At 68.9% G+C, this 15,882-nt stretch carries 16 protein-coding genes and 1 riboswitch; of the genes, 14 read left to right on the forward strand and 2 right to left on the reverse strand.

Features of this window, described 5'->3' with window-relative positions:
* The first annotated feature begins 106 nt into the window (after window positions 1-106).
* The 8 genes from DDV73_RS22845 (at window position 107) to DDV73_RS22880 (ending at window position 9,547) form a co-directional block, all read left to right on the forward strand.
* On the forward strand, window positions 107-3,343 hold the full coding sequence (locus tag DDV73_RS22845) for a S8 family peptidase (protein ID WP_109509581.1): 3,237 nt from the start codon (window positions 107-109) through the stop codon (window positions 3,341-3,343).
* Between the two features lie 136 nt (window positions 3,344-3,479).
* Window positions 3,480-5,591 (forward strand): AAA family ATPase, encoded by a 2,112-nt coding sequence (locus tag DDV73_RS22850; RefSeq protein WP_109509582.1) that lies wholly within the window; start codon window positions 3,480-3,482, stop codon window positions 5,589-5,591.
* Window positions 5,592-5,642: 51 nt separating this feature from the next.
* On the forward strand, window positions 5,643-5,858 hold the full coding sequence (locus tag DDV73_RS22855) for a DUF2191 domain-containing protein (RefSeq protein WP_109509583.1): 216 nt from the start codon (window positions 5,643-5,645) through the stop codon (window positions 5,856-5,858).
* The gene (locus DDV73_RS22860; protein WP_154402869.1) at window positions 5,855-6,280 is read left to right on the forward strand and encodes a PIN domain nuclease; all 426 of its coding nucleotides are present in this window, start codon (window positions 5,855-5,857) and stop codon (window positions 6,278-6,280) included. The genes DDV73_RS22855 and DDV73_RS22860 overlap by 4 nt, the downstream gene beginning before the upstream one ends.
* Entirely contained in the window at window positions 6,277-6,690 is a 414-nt protein-coding gene (locus DDV73_RS22865) for an HIT family protein (RefSeq protein WP_109509585.1), read from the forward strand. Before DDV73_RS22860 ends, DDV73_RS22865 begins: the two co-directional genes overlap by 4 nt.
* 39 nt (window positions 6,691-6,729) lie before the next feature.
* Window positions 6,730-7,488, forward strand: coding sequence for an SDR family NAD(P)-dependent oxidoreductase (locus DDV73_RS22870; RefSeq protein ID WP_109509586.1), 759 nt, complete (start codon window positions 6,730-6,732; stop codon window positions 7,486-7,488).
* Between the two features lie 190 nt (window positions 7,489-7,678).
* Window positions 7,679-7,866: riboswitch (cyclic di-AMP (ydaO/yuaA leader) on the forward strand.
* Window positions 7,867-7,914: 48 nt separating this feature from the next.
* The gene (locus DDV73_RS22875) at window positions 7,915-8,460 is read left to right on the forward strand and encodes a C40 family peptidase (protein ID WP_109509596.1); all 546 of its coding nucleotides are present in this window, start codon (window positions 7,915-7,917) and stop codon (window positions 8,458-8,460) included.
* A 76-nt stretch (window positions 8,461-8,536) separates the two neighbouring features.
* Window positions 8,537-9,547 (forward strand): DUF3048 domain-containing protein, encoded by a 1,011-nt coding sequence (locus tag DDV73_RS22880; RefSeq protein ID WP_161962507.1) that lies wholly within the window; start codon window positions 8,537-8,539, stop codon window positions 9,545-9,547.
* A gap of 18 nt (window positions 9,548-9,565) precedes the next feature.
* Here the strand turns inward: DDV73_RS22880 and DDV73_RS22885 are convergent, their stop codons facing one another.
* The gene (locus DDV73_RS22885) at window positions 9,566-10,288 is read right to left on the reverse strand and encodes a TetR/AcrR family transcriptional regulator (protein WP_109509588.1); all 723 of its coding nucleotides are present in this window, start codon (window positions 10,286-10,288) and stop codon (window positions 9,566-9,568) included.
* A 145-nt stretch (window positions 10,289-10,433) separates the two neighbouring features.
* On the opposite strand from DDV73_RS22885, the gene DDV73_RS22890 reads away from it, so the two are divergent.
* The 5 genes from DDV73_RS22890 (at window position 10,434) to DDV73_RS22910 (ending at window position 14,721) form a co-directional block, all read left to right on the forward strand.
* On the forward strand, window positions 10,434-10,958 hold the full coding sequence (locus tag DDV73_RS22890) for a hypothetical protein (protein ID WP_109509589.1): 525 nt from the start codon (window positions 10,434-10,436) through the stop codon (window positions 10,956-10,958).
* A gap of 340 nt (window positions 10,959-11,298) precedes the next feature.
* Window positions 11,299-11,856, forward strand: a complete 558-nt coding sequence (locus DDV73_RS22895; protein ID WP_109509590.1) for a YqgE/AlgH family protein — start codon at window positions 11,299-11,301, stop codon at window positions 11,854-11,856.
* Window positions 11,857-11,903: 47 nt separating this feature from the next.
* Window positions 11,904-12,167 (forward strand): DUF3039 domain-containing protein, encoded by a 264-nt coding sequence (locus DDV73_RS22900; protein ID WP_109509591.1) that lies wholly within the window; start codon window positions 11,904-11,906, stop codon window positions 12,165-12,167.
* A 44-nt stretch (window positions 12,168-12,211) separates the two neighbouring features.
* Window positions 12,212-13,972, forward strand: a complete 1,761-nt coding sequence (locus DDV73_RS22905; protein WP_240617433.1) for a DEAD/DEAH box helicase — start codon at window positions 12,212-12,214, stop codon at window positions 13,970-13,972.
* Window positions 13,973-14,085: 113 nt separating this feature from the next.
* Window positions 14,086-14,721 carry an IclR family transcriptional regulator gene (locus DDV73_RS22910; protein ID WP_109509593.1) on the forward strand — a complete coding sequence of 212 codons (636 nt, stop codon included), beginning with the start codon at window positions 14,086-14,088 and terminating at the stop codon, window positions 14,719-14,721.
* Between the two features lie 7 nt (window positions 14,722-14,728).
* On the opposite strand, the gene DDV73_RS22915 is transcribed toward DDV73_RS22910, so the two are convergent.
* Window positions 14,729-15,217: a winged helix-turn-helix transcriptional regulator gene (locus DDV73_RS22915; RefSeq protein WP_109509594.1), complete on the reverse strand. Its 489-nt coding sequence runs from the start codon at window positions 15,215-15,217 to the stop codon at window positions 14,729-14,731.
* A 54-nt stretch (window positions 15,218-15,271) separates the two neighbouring features.
* Here DDV73_RS22915 and DDV73_RS22920 point away from each other — a divergent pair, with 54 nt between their 5' ends.
* Window positions 15,272-15,784, forward strand: a complete 513-nt coding sequence (locus tag DDV73_RS22920) for a PaaI family thioesterase (RefSeq protein WP_109509595.1) — start codon at window positions 15,272-15,274, stop codon at window positions 15,782-15,784.
* Window positions 15,785-15,882 lie beyond the last annotated feature (98 nt).

Below are 15,882 nucleotides of genomic sequence, written 5' to 3' on the forward strand. Positions count from 1 at the left end.
GACCGCCGCAATCTGGCACAACGACCGACTCGGACTCACCACCCGACGCTCACTGACCGCCTACGACCACTGAGCCCTTGGAATTTCTCATCTAGGTGGTTCCCCCATGCAACAACGTCATATCTCAAGACTGGTCGCGGCAGCGCTGGCCTTGCCGATGCTCGCGGTGATGGCTCTGCCGACGGACGCGGCCCCCGTCGCGTCGCTGGCGAAGGCCGGCCCTGTCGGGCAGCCCGCTGACTACACAGTCACTCTTGTCACCGGTGACCAGGTCCTCGTCCACGGCGATGACATCCAGCCGATACCGGTCAAGGAACGGGCGGGCATCGCCTACGACATCTCCAAGCTCGCTGGGCACACTTACGTCATTCCGTCGGACGCCACCCCGGCCATCGCCGCCGGGCTCATGGACCGGCGCCTTTTCGACATCACCGCGCTGCAAGAGTTCGGCTATGGCCAGAGCGCGGAAATCCCGCTGATCGTCGACGAACGGATGCAAGCGGCTGGGCTGCGTACCACCAGTGCCATCACCCGCAGCTCGAAAGCAGTGCGGGCAAAGAAGGGCACGGTGTGGAAGGCCCTGAAGGGTACCCGGACGAAGGTCTGGCTCGACGGGAAGCGCCAGGTCGACCTCGCCGAGAGCGTTCCACAGATCGGCGCTCCCGCGGCCTGGCAGGCCGGGTTCACGGGTAAGGGCGTGAAGGTAGCGGTCCTCGACACCGGCATCGACGCCACCCACCCCGACTTCGAGGACCGCATCGCCGACAACCGCAACTTCACCAACGACGCGAGCACCGACGACACCAATGGCCACGGCACCCATGTAGCGTCCACCATCGCCGGCGACGGCTCGAAGTACCGCGGTGTGGCGCCGGACGCGACGCTGGCGGTCGGCAAGGTCTGTGAGTCCGTCGGCTGTTACGACAGCGCCATCCTGGCCGGCATGGACTGGGCTGCCCGCGACGCCAAGGCCCAGGTCGTCAACATGAGCCTGGGGGCGCCGAACTCCCCCGACATAGACCCGCTCGAGGCCGAGGTCGACAAGCTCACCGCTGAGACCGGGACCCTGTTCGTCATCGCTGCCGGCAACTCGAACGGAACCGGGTCTGTCAGCTCGCCCAGCACGGCCGACTCCGCATTGTCGGTCGGCGCTGTCGACAAGAACGACAACCCGGCCCCCTACTCCAACCGCGGGCCGCGCGTGCCCGACGGAGTCATCAAGCCCGAGATCGCCGCGCCCGGTACGGCCATCACGGCCGCTCGCGCCACAAACAGCCCTCTGCCCACCGTCGATGGGCAGTACACGACGGCCTCCGGCACCTCGATGGCTACGCCTCATGTGGCTGGCGCGGCAGCTGTGCTCGCCGAACGCCGGCCCGAGTGGCAGGCCACCGAGCTGAAGTCGGCGCTGGTGTCGTCGTCCACCGGACAGGGCGACGTCAATGCTGTCGGCGCGGGCCGGGTGGATCTGGCCCAGGCGGTCCAACAGGACCTCTACGCCGTAACCAGCATGGTGAACTTCGGCCTTCAGTCCTGGCCGCACAGCGACGACGAACCGGTGAGCTCCCAGGTCACCTACCGCAACACCGGATCCGCCTCGATCACGCTCAGCCTGAGCACCAGCGGGTCCCCGTTCACCCCGGGGCAGGAGACCGTGACGATTCCGGCGGGCGGCCAGGCCGAGGCCACGGTCATCGCGGACACGCGCACCGGCCCGGTGGGCAACCTCACCGGACGCCTCTTGGCCACCGCGGAGGGCGTCCGGATCGTCATCCCCCTCGTGGTCGACAGCGAGGTTGAGAGCTACGACCTGACGATCAAGCAGATCGGCCGGGACGGCAAGCCAGCCCCCATCCGGTCGACCCTCGTCGTGAAGCTGGACTCCCTCAAGCTCGACCGTCCCATCAGCGCGGACGGCACCGTCACCCTGCGCCGACCCAAGGGCCGGTACATGATCGAGAGCAAGATCTTCGGCGACGACATCGTGTCGATGGTGCAGCCCCTACTGGAACTGGGCCGTGACACCACACTCACCTTCGACGCCCGTGACGCCAAGCTCGTCCGACCCACCGTCAAGGGTGTGGGCGGGGGGATCGCCCTCCAGGATGTCGGATTCTCCAGATCGTGGGACTCCAACTTCGGCAGGGCCTTCTTTGGAGGCCAAGTGCTGCAGTTCGGGATGAATGTCCCCATCACCCCGCTCTACACCGTGCAGTACGGTCCCGAGTTCCCCAAGGGAGAACTCCTCTCCTGGGTCAACTACAGGATCGCGGAGCCCGGCCCCGCCAAGGACTTCACTGACAGCCCCTACGTCTACCACCTGTTCTGGGATTTCGACGGGAAATACCCCACCGGACTGGCACCGACGGTCAAGCGGGACGAGCTGGCGCGAGTCCGCCAGAACTTCCACGCCATGATGCCGAACACCTTTGGCCTTACCCGGTCCTGGGGTGGGTCGGCCGGGAGGCAGATCCGCTCAAGCGTGCCGCTCTTGGTGACCCTGCCGTTCTCGCGCGACGAGTACTACATGGCCAAGGAGGGCCGCACCTGGACCTATACCTTCGCCACGACCACGGCCCGACAGTTCTTCCCCAACCTCACCACCGAAGAGGAGTACATCCCCGAGGCACTGACCCCCGGCAAGACGACCGAGAAGCACTGGCACCGGGGCGTGTTCGGCGCCTCGCTCTTCAAGCAAGGGACGCTGAACCTCCTCGGCTCCTACCGTGACGGTGACTCGATGACCATCACGCCGATCACCTACAGCGACGGCGTCGCGGGCCGTATCGGGTTCCCATTCCGGGTCCTAACGACCCGAACGGCGCTCTACCGTGATGGCGTCCTCGTGAGCGCAAATGACGATCCCTGGATCAGCCACATCTTCCCCAGCCTGCCGGCCGAACCGTCTACCTACCGACTCGAGGTCGACCGCCAGCTCGACAGGACCTGGCACCCGATGTCCGACCGGACCCGCACCGTGTGGACCTTCCGGTCCGCCGCGAGCCCGGGCAAGCAGGCGCTGCCCCTGATGGTCGCGTCCATCTCCCCGGAACTGGACAGCTGGAACACCGCACCTGCGAACAAGCCCTTCAAGCTCCCGGTGACCGTGACCCGCAACCCGGGCAGCGCTTCCGCGACGGTCACCAGCGTGAAGGTCGAGACTTCGTTCGATGACGGGAAGACCTGGCGGAGAATTTCCGTTCTCCCGGGCGGTCAGGGCACGTACAACGCTCTGACCACCAACCCCGCCCCCGGGGGATGGGCCTCGCTACGCGTGACCGCCACGGACAGCGCCGGCGGAAAGGTTGAGCAGACGATCATCCACGCGTACCGCATCCGATAGCCCAGGCCTGGCCGGGTTGACGCAACCTTGGGTGAGCGTCGACCCGGCCAGGCTGGACATGTCCCGTCTGCACGCGGAAGCAGGCCTCGCCAGACCCCTAGGATTGGGGAGCCGTCCAGCGGGGAAGCGAGAGGTCATGTCGAAGCTGACGCTGCCGGAGCATCTGGCGCCACTGCTCTCCGGTGAGGACTACCTCGATGTGGTGGGCCTCGCCGACCCGTGGGTGCTGCCCGAGGGGTGGATGCTGCAGAAGCAGGCCGCGATCGCCGAGCTGTTCCAGGACGAGCGGATCCAGACCGACCGTGACTGGGGCACGGCCTGGCGGCAAGGTACGCCGTACCTCGCGCCGGTGCTCTTCCGCTACCTGATCTACCTACCCGGCCTGGTCAACGTCGTGGCCGGTCCCGAGGCCCTGATGGGCGACCACCTGGTCCAGCCCTGGCGCCCGAAGTCCTACGACCTGAACGAGATGTCGATCTGCTACCGGTCGACAGACGAGCGGCTCTGGCCGCTGGCACTGCTGAAGTGGCTGGCCTCGGACCGCGACGACCCGCAGGCGCGGCAGGACGCCATCGAGATCTCGATCCAGGTCCTCGAGCTGTTCCGCGAGGTGCCGGCGTTCCAGCCGCGTGCCGACGCGCTGCTCGGCATCTTCCGCCGCGTGCTCGACGACCGCTTCCTGCTCGGCGTACACCGCACCTCGTCGATGCAGTCGATCGACGCGCTCTGGACCGACGAGCTGCTGACCCCTGAGGAAGCGGCGTTGCTGCCCGAGATCTGGGGCTGGGAGACGGTGTTCAGGGTCAGCCTCGACGGGCTGAAGGCCGTTCACGAGCACCTCGCCGAGACCGTGAGCCGGACGCCGGCGCTGGCCGACGTGCTCGCCGGCGCGGCCCGCTTCGACGAGGTGCCCGAGCTGCCCGCCGTACTCCGTGGCGCGGCCGGCACCGAGCTGTTCACCGAGATCCACGACGCCTTCGACAGGACCAAGAACAGCTTCGACGGACCCACCTGGAAGGGCGAGGTGCGCAGCTGGCTGGCGCGCGGCATGGTCGCCGGGGAGATCGACTCGGTCCGGATCTGGCTGCACGCCGCCACCTCGATCACCGCGCTGGTCGCGGAGTACCCGGACCTGGCCCGCTACACCTACGCGCTGCCCCGGTCCGGCTACTACGACGATGTGAAGTCGCTGTTCGTGCCGCCGCGCGCGGTGGTCAGCCCGCTCATTGAGCAGCTCGAACGCCGCAAGGCCAAGCAGCTCGCCGAGCGCGAGGCGGCCCGGGAGGCGGCCCGCGAGCTCGGCCAGACCGAGCACGCCGAGCCCGAGGTGCCGGTCGAGAAGCCGGAACGCCTGCGCAGCCGCGCCGACGGCGACGAGGATGCGCCCGACCTGGAGATCCCCGAGGTCGAGATCGGCGACCCGCAGGCCGAGCTCGCCGAGCTGATCGGCCTGGACCAGGTCAAGGAGCAGGTACGCCGACTGGTCGCGGAGGTCAAGGCCGATCAGCTGCGCAGCGCCGCGGGCATGCCGAAGAGCGACCGGTCCCGGCACATGGTGTTCCTCGGCAACCCCGGCACCGCGAAGACCACGGTCGCCCGGCTGCTGGCGCGCATCTACGCCGAGCTGGGCGCGCTCGCCAACGGTCACCTGATCGAGGTCAGCCGCGCCGACCTGATCGGCGAGTTCATCGGCCAGACCGCGCCGAAGGTCACCGCCAAGTTCAACCAGGCGACCGGTGGCGTGCTGTTCATCGACGAGGCCTACTCGCTGGTGCCGGCGGACTCCTTCCGTGACTTCGGCCATGAGGCGGTCTCGACGCTGCTGAAGCTGATGGAGGACCACCGCGACGAGGTCGTGGTGATCGTGGCCGGCTACCCGCGCGAGATGAGCCGGTTCCTGGAGTCCAACCCCGGCCTGGCGTCGCGCTTCCCGAAGACCATCGAGTTCGGCGACTACGCCGACGGTGAGCTGCTCAGCATCTTCCAGCTGATGGCCGATCAGGCCGGCTTCAAGCTGGCGCCCGGCTTCCTGGACGGCGTCCGCGCGATGCTGCCCAGCCCGCGCCCCGAGACCTTCGGCAACGGCCGGTTCATGCGCAACCTGTTCGAGGAGACGATCTCCATCCAGGCGCTGCGCATCGTCGACCTCGACAATCCCGCGCCCGACGACGTGGTCACCCTGGTCCGCGCCGACCTCCCCGACCAGCCGCCGCCGGACGTCCCGACCAGCCATGGCCTCTACCTCTGACCAGTTCGCCGAGATATACTGATATCGGTCTAGATATATGGAGGTCCTGTCATGACGAAGCGTCTGGTCGACATCGACGACGAGATCTTGGAGGAGGCTCGTCGGCTCCTCGGCACCACCACGCTCAAGGACACCGTCAACGGCTCGCTCGCTGAGGTCGCGCGCGGTGCCCATCGACGTGCCCTGACCAGCGGGGATCTGCGGGAGGTCGGCGAGCTGCTCGCGGACCTCGGTGATCCGGAGGTCATGGCAAGGGCCTGGGAGTGACAACGACCGTCGGCTGGCTCGTCGACAAGTCCGCCCTCTGGCGGCTCTCGCATCCCGCAGTTGCCGAATCTCTTCGGGATCGGATGGCCAGCGGCCGCATCGGTGTCAGCATCCTCACTGAACTTGAGGTCGGGTTCTCCGCCCGGTCCCTCGCCGATCACGAACAGGTTCGGAATCGGCTCCTCGACGACCTTCCGCCTGTACCGCTGCCGATGCGGGCCGAGGGACGAGCCCGTGACGTACAACGGCAGCTCATCGCGCGCGGCCAGCATCGGGCAGTGAGCGTCCCGGACCTACTGCTGGCCGCGACTGCGGAGATCGAAGGACTTGTCGTCGTGCACTATGACGCCGACTTCGACATGATCGCCGACCTGACTGGGCAGCCCACCGAGTGGGTCGTCTCGCGGGGCAGCGTGCCGTGAGTTGCGTGTTCTGTGCGATCGCGGCGGGGGAGGAGTCGGCCGACGTCGTACTCCAGACCGACGACTTCGTGGCCTTCCTCGACCAGCGGCCGGTGTTCAAGGGGCACACGCTGCTGGTGCCGCGCCAGCACGTCGTGACGCTGCCGGAGCTGCCGGCCGAGCTCAGGGACGGGTTCCTGGCCGCGGCGCAGCGGCTGGCGACGGCGGTGGTCGACGGGCTGGGCGCGCAGGGCTCGTTCGTGGCGATGAACAACATCGTCAGCCAGTCGGTGCCGCACCTCCACCTGCACGTCGTACCCCGGACCAAGGGTGACGGGCTGCGTGGGTTCTTCTGGCCGCGCCGGAAGTACGGCGGGCCCGACGAGCGCGCCGAGTACGCCGCCCGACTGCGCGCCGCCCTCGGCGACTAAGGTTGCCCGCGCACGTTCCAAGCAGAGAGAGGCAGCATCATGGGTCGGTTCGACGGACGGGTGGCCGTGGTCACCGGAGCGGCACGCGGCATCGGTTTCGGCACCGCCCAGCGGTTCGCCGAGGAGGGCGCCGCGGTTGCGATCCTTGACCTCGACGAGGCCGCGGCGACCGAGGCTGCCGCGAAGATCGACGGCAAGGCAATCGGCGTCGGCTGCGACGTCGCCAGCACCGAGTCCGGTGAGGCCGCGATCGCCCGCGTGGTCGAGGAGCTCGGCGGCATCCACATCCTGGTGAACAACGCCGGCGTCACCCGCGACAACCTGCTGTTCAAGATGACCGACGACGACTGGGACCTGGTGATCGGCGTCCACCTGCGCGGCGCGTTCGTGATGACCCGTGCGGCGCAGAAGCACTTCGTGGAGCAGAAGTACGGCAAGATCGTGAACCTCTCCAGCGTCTCCGCCCTCGGCAACCGCGGCCAGCTCAACTACTCGGCCGCCAAGATGGGCATCCAGGGCTTCACCCGCACCCTCGGCATCGAGCTCGGCCCATTCGGGGTCAACGCCAACGCGATCGCGCCGGGGTTCATCGCGACCGAGATGACCGACGCCACCGCGCGTCGGCTCAAGCTCGAGCCCGAGCAGCTGCGGGAGATGACCGCCGAGCGCAACCCGGTCCGGCGCGTGGGCTATCCGGAGGACATCGCGGCCGCCGCAGCCTTCCTCTGCAGCGACGAAGCGTCGTACATCACAGGCCAGACGCTGTACGTCGACGGTGGAGCCAAGCTGGTCTCCTGATTCAGGAAAACCCCTCTGACCTGCGACTTTACCGACGGTGTCACAACGAAGGTAAATTCGGGGCGAGAAGCGTCACACCCGGTTTTAGCGCGCCAAACTGGCATTTGGCGATCACTTGTGTCTAGTCTCCTGATCGCATAAGTGAATCCGCTCCGGGCTTTCGCCGAGTCCTGCCCGCCCGTGAGCGCCCGTGTTCCCAACGATGTATTCAGGGCAGGAGCGGGGGACCCACAGGTTCCACCGCGCGACCGGCTGAGGCTCTGGACCGGCCGGTCCGCTTGGGGTGAAGCCACACCCATCACCAGCACCACCACGTGGCAGAGCACTTCCCCAGCTCTAACCCGACAGCTCACCTCGCAGGCGTGGGAAGGAACCTTCAACATGCCTGCGTCTAAACGCATGCGTGGCTCTGCTGCGCTGTGCCTGATGCTCTCTACTGCGACCGCCACCACCATGAGCGTCGCCACCACCACCCCGGCCGAGGCTGTCACTGTCGCTACCGCGTCGGACACCAAGCCGGACTTCCAGCCGGCCGCTTCGACGAACGTCCGGCAAATGTCCCGTACAGAGCGGGTCCTCTACGCCCAGCAGGTCGCCAAGCGTCAGATCGGCGACTGGTACCGCTACGGCAGCGCCGGACCCGACACCTTCGACTGCTCGGGCCTGACCATGTACAGCTACGCCAAGGCCGGAATCCGCCTCCCGCGGACCTCGGACGGCCAGGCTGCCGCCACCCGGCGTGTCAGCAAGCGCAACCTGCGCCGCGGTGACCTGATGTTCTTCCACAGCGGCGGGAACGTGTACCACGTCGCGATGTTCCTCAAGTGGCAGGACGGCCACGTTGTGATGGTTCACGCGGGTCGCACCGGTGAGCAGATCCGCCGCGACGTACCCTGGACCACCTCGTGGTTCGGCGGCACCCTGAGGCCGAGGAAGCCTGAGCAGCAGCTGGAGGCTCAGCCGGTCCGCTGACCAGACCACGAAGGCGCGCTGCTCCAAGGGGGAGTGGCGCGCCTTCGCCCGTTTCACAACTCGGATTGGAGCCCCCTTGCGCCGCGTTCGCCTGGCCGGAGTCACCCTGTTCACGCTGAGCCTCGTGCTCACGGGCTGTGGGGGCGGTGATGACGACAACCAATCGGACGGGCCCGAGGACCAGGCCACCACTCCGGGCAAGACGCTGCCGAGCGCCTGGCCGCTGACCGGGTTGCCGGTGAAGGGCGACGCCCAGGTCGCCAAGCGGCACCCGGTCTACACCGTGAAGATCGACAACTCCTCCAGCAGCGCGCCGCAGGCCGGGCTCGGCAAGGCCGACCTGGTGGTCGAGGAGCTCGTCGAGGGCGGGATGACCCGGCTGGCGGCGTTCTACTACTCCGAGCTGCCGAAGGTGGTCGGCCCGGTCCGGTCGATGCGCGCGAGCGACATCGGCATCGTGACGCCGGCTGACGCGACCATCGTGACCAGCGGCGCCGCGCAGGTGACCATCGATCGGCTCCGCGAGGCTCGCGTGAAGTACGTTGAGGAAGGCGCGAAGGGTATCTACCGCGACGACGCCCGCAGCGCGCCGTACAACCTGTTCGCGAACCTGCCGGACGTCGCCTCCACCGCCAAGGGCGCCGCCAAGGTGCCGGCCGACTACCTGCCGTGGGGCAAGAAGTCCGACCTGCCCACCGGGCAGCCGGCCAAGAGGCTGGCGGCGAGCTTCTCCGGCTTCCAGACCACCAACTGGACCTTCCAGGGCGGCAAGTACCGCAACGACAACACCAACGCCGCCGAGGGCGACCAGTTCGCGGCCGACACCGTGCTGGTGCTCCGGGTCAAGGTCGGCGACGCCGGCTACACCGACCCGGCCGGCAACCCGGTCCCGGAGACCGACTTCCAGGGCCAGGGGCAGGCGATGCTGTTCCACGGCGGCAGGCTGGTCCGCGGCACCTGGTCGAAGAAGGGCCACACCGGCGCGCTCACGCTGAAGACCAAGGCCGGCGCGCTCAAGGTCCCGGCCGGCCACACCTGGATCGAGCTGGTCCCGGCCGACGGCGGCGACGTCACCTTCGGCAGGTAGCCGGAACGTACGGCGTTCTCAGGCCTCGGTCGACTCATCGGCCGGGGCCTGAGTCTTGCCGGCGCTTCGCGGCCCGGAGGGCAGTTCGACACCTGCTTGCTCCAGCATGCGCAGGCCTTCGAGGATGAAGCCCATGGCGATCTCCACCCGGGCACTCGCCTCCCGCGGGTCGTCACTGGTGGAGACGCTCTCGCCCGCCGAGGAGAGCGCGCCGACGAAGATCCGGCTGAAGGTCGCGAGCATCTCGTCGTCGAGCTCCCAGCCACCGGCGTTGAGGACCGAGCCGACGATCTCCTGCACGAGCGCGAACGACGACCGCTGCTCGCGCTCGCGGAACTTCTCGTAGCCGAGCACGGCCGGGCCGTCCTGGATCACCACCCGGCGGTACGCCGGGTCCTGGACGCAGGCGAGGAACTCGCGCAGCCCGAGGATCGCCTTCTTCCACGGGTCCTTCTCGCCCTTCAGCCCCTTGGCGATCCGCTTGGAGGCGCTGGTCTCGACCTTCTCGAAGACCGCCTCGAAGACGGCCTGCTTGCCGGAGAAGTGGTGGTACAGCGCGCCCTTGGTCACCCGGGCGCCGGCCACGATCGCGTCGAGCGAGGTGGCGGCGTACCCCTGGTTGGAGAAGAGCGACTCGGCGACATCGATCAGTGCCCGCTTGGTCGAGGCGGAGTACTGCTGGCGCCGGCCTGTCCCCGGGACCTTGGGCAGGAGCTTGGCCGCGGAGCTCTTCGGGGTCATCCCGGCAGTCTAGTAGCCGCGGTGTGACGGCCCGCACAAGTGCTTGTGCGCTAACTCACGGCAAGCAGAGTTTGCATACCCTCGGTCGGCCGCATACTGTGAGTACGTACCGACGGTATGTGGAACGAATCGAAAGGAGCCGACCATGACCTGGGACGCCTTTCACAGCCGCGGAGAAGTCCTCCGCGAAGTGATCGCCACTGCCAACGCGCGACGTGACGGCAACCTTCCCCTCGACGTCGCTGGCGTTACCGAGAAGTTCGATGACGACCTCGCCCTGCTGGGCGCGATGCAGCTGCGCTGGCACACCCGCCTCGCCGGCCACATCGAGCGTCACCTGATGAGTCAGCCGATGGACCTCGAGGCGGCCGTGATCGCCGCCTGGCACACCACGTACGACGAGCTGCCCGGTGTGCGGATCATCGTGGACAGCTACACGAGCAACCCGACCGACGAGCGGATGGCCACGGCCATGCGCACCGCGCAGTCCAAGGAGCGGATGCTGCTGGGCGTCATGTCCGGCAAGTCCGGGCTCGACGAGGACGTCGCGGCGCGCGTCGGCGAGACGATCGAGACCAAGGCCCGCGAGGGTCTCCAGAGCGTGCAGGTTGAGGAGCGGACCACCCAGGTCAGCATCCTCGACCGGATCCGGGCGGCGCTCGCGGCTTAGGGCATGTCTGCCAATCCCGCGCCTGCTGCGCGGCGCTTCGGACTCGATCCGGCTGCGTTGGCGTCGCTCGACGGGCCTCCGGCCCGCCTTCGACTCCGCCGCCTTGCCGGATCGGCCCGAAACGCCGCTCGCGACGGCGCCGAATTGGCAGACACGCCCTGACGGCCACCTGAACTGACAGTCCCCGGCACCGGCACTCCCTAGCGGGTTCCTCCCACCCGCGAATCCCTCCCTCGGGTAGCCGGCGCCGGGGCTGTCATCATTTTCGACCGCGCCTGGTTTCGAGACGGTCGCTGCGCGACCTCCTCAACCGACGGCAATCCGTTGGCATGATGGGCCTATGACCGAGCTGCAGCCGGGCATGCTGCTGGTGGCGACACCCAGCCTGCTCGACCCCAACTTCGCCGACTCCGTCGTGCTGCTGCTCGACGTCGACGAGAACGGCGCGCTCGGGGTGGTCCTCAACCGTCCGTCCCCGGTGCCGGTCGCCGAGGTGCTCGGTGACTGGGCATCCGTGGTCGCCGAACCCGAGGTGCTGTTCCGCGGCGGCCCCGTCGGCACCGACGGCGCCCTCGCGGTCGCCCGGCTCGCCGACCCGGAGGACGAGCCGCTGGGCTGGCGCTCGGTGTACGGCGCGTTCGGCATCGTCGACCTCGACACGCCGGTCGAGCTGCTCGAAGGCAGCCTCTCCTCCCTCAGGATCTTCGCCGGGTACGCCGGCTGGGGCGCCGGCCAGCTCGACGGCGAGGTCGAGACCGGCAGCTGGTACGTCGTACCCGCCGAGGACGCCGACGTGTTCCGCCTCGACACCGACGAGCTGTGGCGCGACGTGCTCCGCCGGCAGCCGGGAGAGCTCGCCTGGGTGTCCACAAAACCCACCGACCCCGAGCTCAACTGATCTCGGCCTGGCCGGATCTCGGCCCGCCCTGACCTAGGATGGAACCCATGAGCAACCCCATCGGATTCGGGCCCGGCACCGACACCATCGAGGACCGCCGTACCGTCCCGACCGACGAGGGTGACCACGAGCGCTTCTCCCACTACGTGCCGAAGGACAAGCTCACCGAGGCGATGGTGATGGGTACGCCGGTGGTCGCTCTGTGCGGCAAGGTGTGGGTGCCGAGCCGCGCGCCGGAGAAGTTCCCGGTCTGCCCGGAGTGCAAGGAGATCTGGGAGAAGATGGAACCCGGCGACGAGGGCGGCGAGTGACGGGGCGGCCCGCCGCCCCCCATCTGGACCCGCTCTCAGGAGCATTGTCACCGGCTTGGCCAGACCGTGCGGCCTGGGGGACGGCCACGTCGCTGCGCGCCTGGCAGGCGGCCGCGCTGAAGAAGTACGTCGAGGACGCGCCGCGCGACTTCCTCGCGGTGGCGACGCCGGGGGCAGGCAAGACGACCTTCGCGCTGACGGTGGCGGCCGACCTGCTCGGCCGGCGGGTGATCGACCGGATCACGATCGTGGCGCCGACCGAGCACCTCAAGGTGCAGTGGGCAGAGGCGGCGGCACGGGCCGGCATCCCGATCGACCCGACGTACTCTGCGGGTCAGGGCAAGACGTCGAAGGACTTCGTCGGGGTCGCGGTGACCTACGCCGGCGTCGGGGTCAACCCGCTGGCGCACCGGATCCGCACCGAGCGGTTCAAGACCCTGGTGATCCTCGACGAGGTCCACCACGCCGGCGACGCGCTGTCGTGGGGTGAGGGCGTCCGCGAGGCGTTCGAGCCGGCTGCTCGGCGACTGGCGCTGACCGGCACGCCGTTCCGCTCCGACGTGAACCCGATCCCGTTCGTCACGTACGCGCCCGGCAACGACGGCATCCCGCGCTCGGTCGCCGACTACACCTACGGGTACGCCGACGCACTCGCCGACCATGTGGTCCGCCCGGTGCTGTTCCTGGCCTACTCCGGCGAGATGCAGTGGCGCACTCGGGCCGGCGACGAGATCGCGGCCCGGCTCGGCGAGCCGCTCACCAAGGACCTGACCGCACAGGCGCTGCGCACCGCGCTCGACCCGCAGGGCTCATGGATGCCGGCGGTGCTGGAGGCGGCCGACACCCGGCTGACCGAGGTACGCCGCCACGTCCCGGACGCCGGCGGCCTGGTGATCGCCAGCGACCAGGACTCCGCCCGCGCCTACGCCAAGCTGCTGAAGGCGATCACCGGCGCCTCGCCCGTCGTCGTGCTCTCCGACGAGAAGCAGGCCTCGAAGAAGATCGCCAAGTTCACCGACAGCGACGACCGCTGGATGGTGGCGGTACGGATGGTCTCCGAAGGCGTCGACGTGCCGCGGCTGGCGGTCGGGGTCTGGGCGACGACGACCTCGACGCCGCTGTTCTTCGCGCAGGCCGTGGGCCGCTTCGTGCGGGCCCGCAAGCGCGGCGAGACCGCGTCGGTCTTCCTGCCCTCGGTGCCCGGGCTGCTGCAGTTCGCCTCCGAGATGGAGGTCGAGCGTGACCATGTGCTCGGTCGCAAGATCAGCGACGAGGGCGACATCTTCGCCGCCGAGGAGGCGCTGGTCGCGGCCGCGAACGCCAGCGAGTCCGCCTCCGACGAGCTCGACATGTCGTTCGAGGCGCTGGGCTCGCAGGCCACCTTCGACCACGTCCTGTACGACGGCGCGGCGTTCGGCCACGCGGGTGAGGTGCACGTCGGCTCCGACGAGGAGATGGACTTCCTCGGCATCCCGGGCCTACTGGAGCCGGACCAGGTCAAGGAGCTGCTTCATCACCGCCAGAGCGAGCGGGCCAGTAAGCAGGCGCAGAAGCAGCGCAGCCAGTCCGCCGAGCAGCGGCACACGCCGGAGCCCGCGGTGTCCACCCACGAGCAGCTGGCGGTGCTCCGGCGCGAGCTCAACGGCCTGGTCGCCGCGTGGCACCACCGCACCGGCCAGGCCCACGGCATCACCCACGCCGCGCTCCGCAAGGAGTGCGGCGGCCCGGCGGCGGCTACCGCGACCGCCGACCAGCTGCACGCCCGGATCGACCGGCTCCGCGAATGGGCTGTCGGCACCTCCTAGACTCTCGGGGGCTGCCGAGGGTGCGGCCGCACGTCCAACTAACTGAAACTCGTTCTGAAAAGATTGGCTGACATTGGTCAGGTCCGGCGGTCCGAAGTGTCCTAACCTTAGGTATGGCCAGCGAGACGTCCCAAACGCTCGATCGTGGCCTGCAGGTGCTGAAGATCCTTGCCGAGACTCCGGGCGGGCTGACCGTGACCGAGCTGGCCGGCAAGCTGGCGGTCAACCGGACGGTCGTCTACCGGCTGGTGAGCACCCTCGAACAACACGCGCTGGTACGCCGCGACTCCCGTGGCCGCGTGCACGTCGGGCTCGGCGTACTCCATCTTGCGTCGGCGGTGCAGCCGGTGCTGCGCGACAGTGCGGTGCCGGTGCTGCGCCGGCTGGCCGAGCAGGTCGGGTGTACGGCGCACCTCACCGTCGCCGACGGCGACGAGGCGCTCGCGCTGGCGGTGGTGGAGCCGTCGTGGACCGACTTCCACGTGGCCTACAGGGTCGGCGCCCGGCACCCGCTCACTCAGGGCGCGGCCGGCAAGGCGATCCTGGCCGGGCGTGACCCGCGGTCGGCGGCGTACATCGTCACGGCCGGCGAGCTGCAGTCCGGCGCCCGCGGACTCGCGGCCCCGATCCATGGCGTCGACGGCCTGGAGGCGAGCGTCGGCGTGGTCACCCTCGGCGAGTTCGACGTCGCCGTGGTCGGTCCGGCGGTCTCCGCCGCGGCCGCCGAGGTCGCCTCGCGCCTGTCCTGATCAGCAGCTAGCTCGCCGGGTGAGCGCCCGGTCCGGGGCGGGTCATCACGTCGCGCGGGTCGGTGACCGTATGGCCGTCCGCGCAGACCATCGCCAGATGGACCTCGCCGCCGCAGCCGCGGTGCTCGAAGGCGACCGGCGATCCGCCCGGGTCGGCGAGGTAGCGGTCGCCCCAGTCGCGGACCGCGATCAGCACGGGGTAGAGGTCGAAGCCCTTCTCGGTGAGCCGGTACTCATGGCGTGACCGCGCTCCCGGCACCTGGTACGGGACCCGGCGGAGCAGGCCCTGCTCGACCAGGGTGGCGAGCCGGTTGGTCAGCACCTGCCGGGGCATCGAGGTACGGCGGCGCATGTCGTCGAAGCGGCGTACCCCGTTGAAGACCTCACGCAGCACCACGAACGTCCACCGCTCGCCGAGGACGTCCATCGCCCGGCCGACGGTGCAGTTCTCGGTGGAGTAGGCGAGCGCCGGCGGGTCGGTCGGTGTGACGGTCATCCCACCAGGCTAAGTCTGATTGACAGACTCAGCAACCGGTGCGAGCCTGAGTCCATGACGCAGACCGAGCTCCGGACCACCACCCGCACCTACAGCTGGGTCGAGCCCGGCCAGGCCGACCTCGTCTCGCTGCTCGACCTCGACGGGCTCGGTCAGCTCGAGGCGATGGTGAAGGGCGATGCGCCCGCGCCGCCGATCATGCAGACCCTCGACGTCACCGGCTTCCGGCCGGAGCGTGGCTCGGTGACGGTCGAGCTGCGGGCCCAGACCTTCCACTACAACCCGCTCGGCAGCATGCACGGCGGCGTGATCTCGATGCTGCTCGACACCGCCGCGGGCTGCTCGGTGCACTCGACGCTGGCGGTGGGGGAGATGTACACCTCGCTCGACCTGAACGTGAAGTTCCTGCGCCCGGTCACCGTCGACTCCGGCCTGTTGACCTGCGTCGGCTCGGTGATCCAGCGCGGCCGCCGGACGGCCCTCGCCGAGGCCCGGCTCACCGACCAGGCCGGCAAGCTGGCGGCGTACGCCACCTCGAGCTGCATGATCTTCGGGGCCGAGGGCTAGGGCCAATGCCGTCAACTTAAGATGTCGTGGCTGGTGTCACGGCGGCGCGCCGGTGTTGATGTCGATTCTGATCGTGGTGTGGTGGCTGGGGCCGCGTA

Origin of the sequence: Nocardioides speluncae (genome assembly GCF_003121585.1) — a bacterium.
Classification (GTDB): Bacteria; Actinomycetota; Actinomycetes; order Propionibacteriales; family Nocardioidaceae; genus Nocardioides; species Nocardioides speluncae.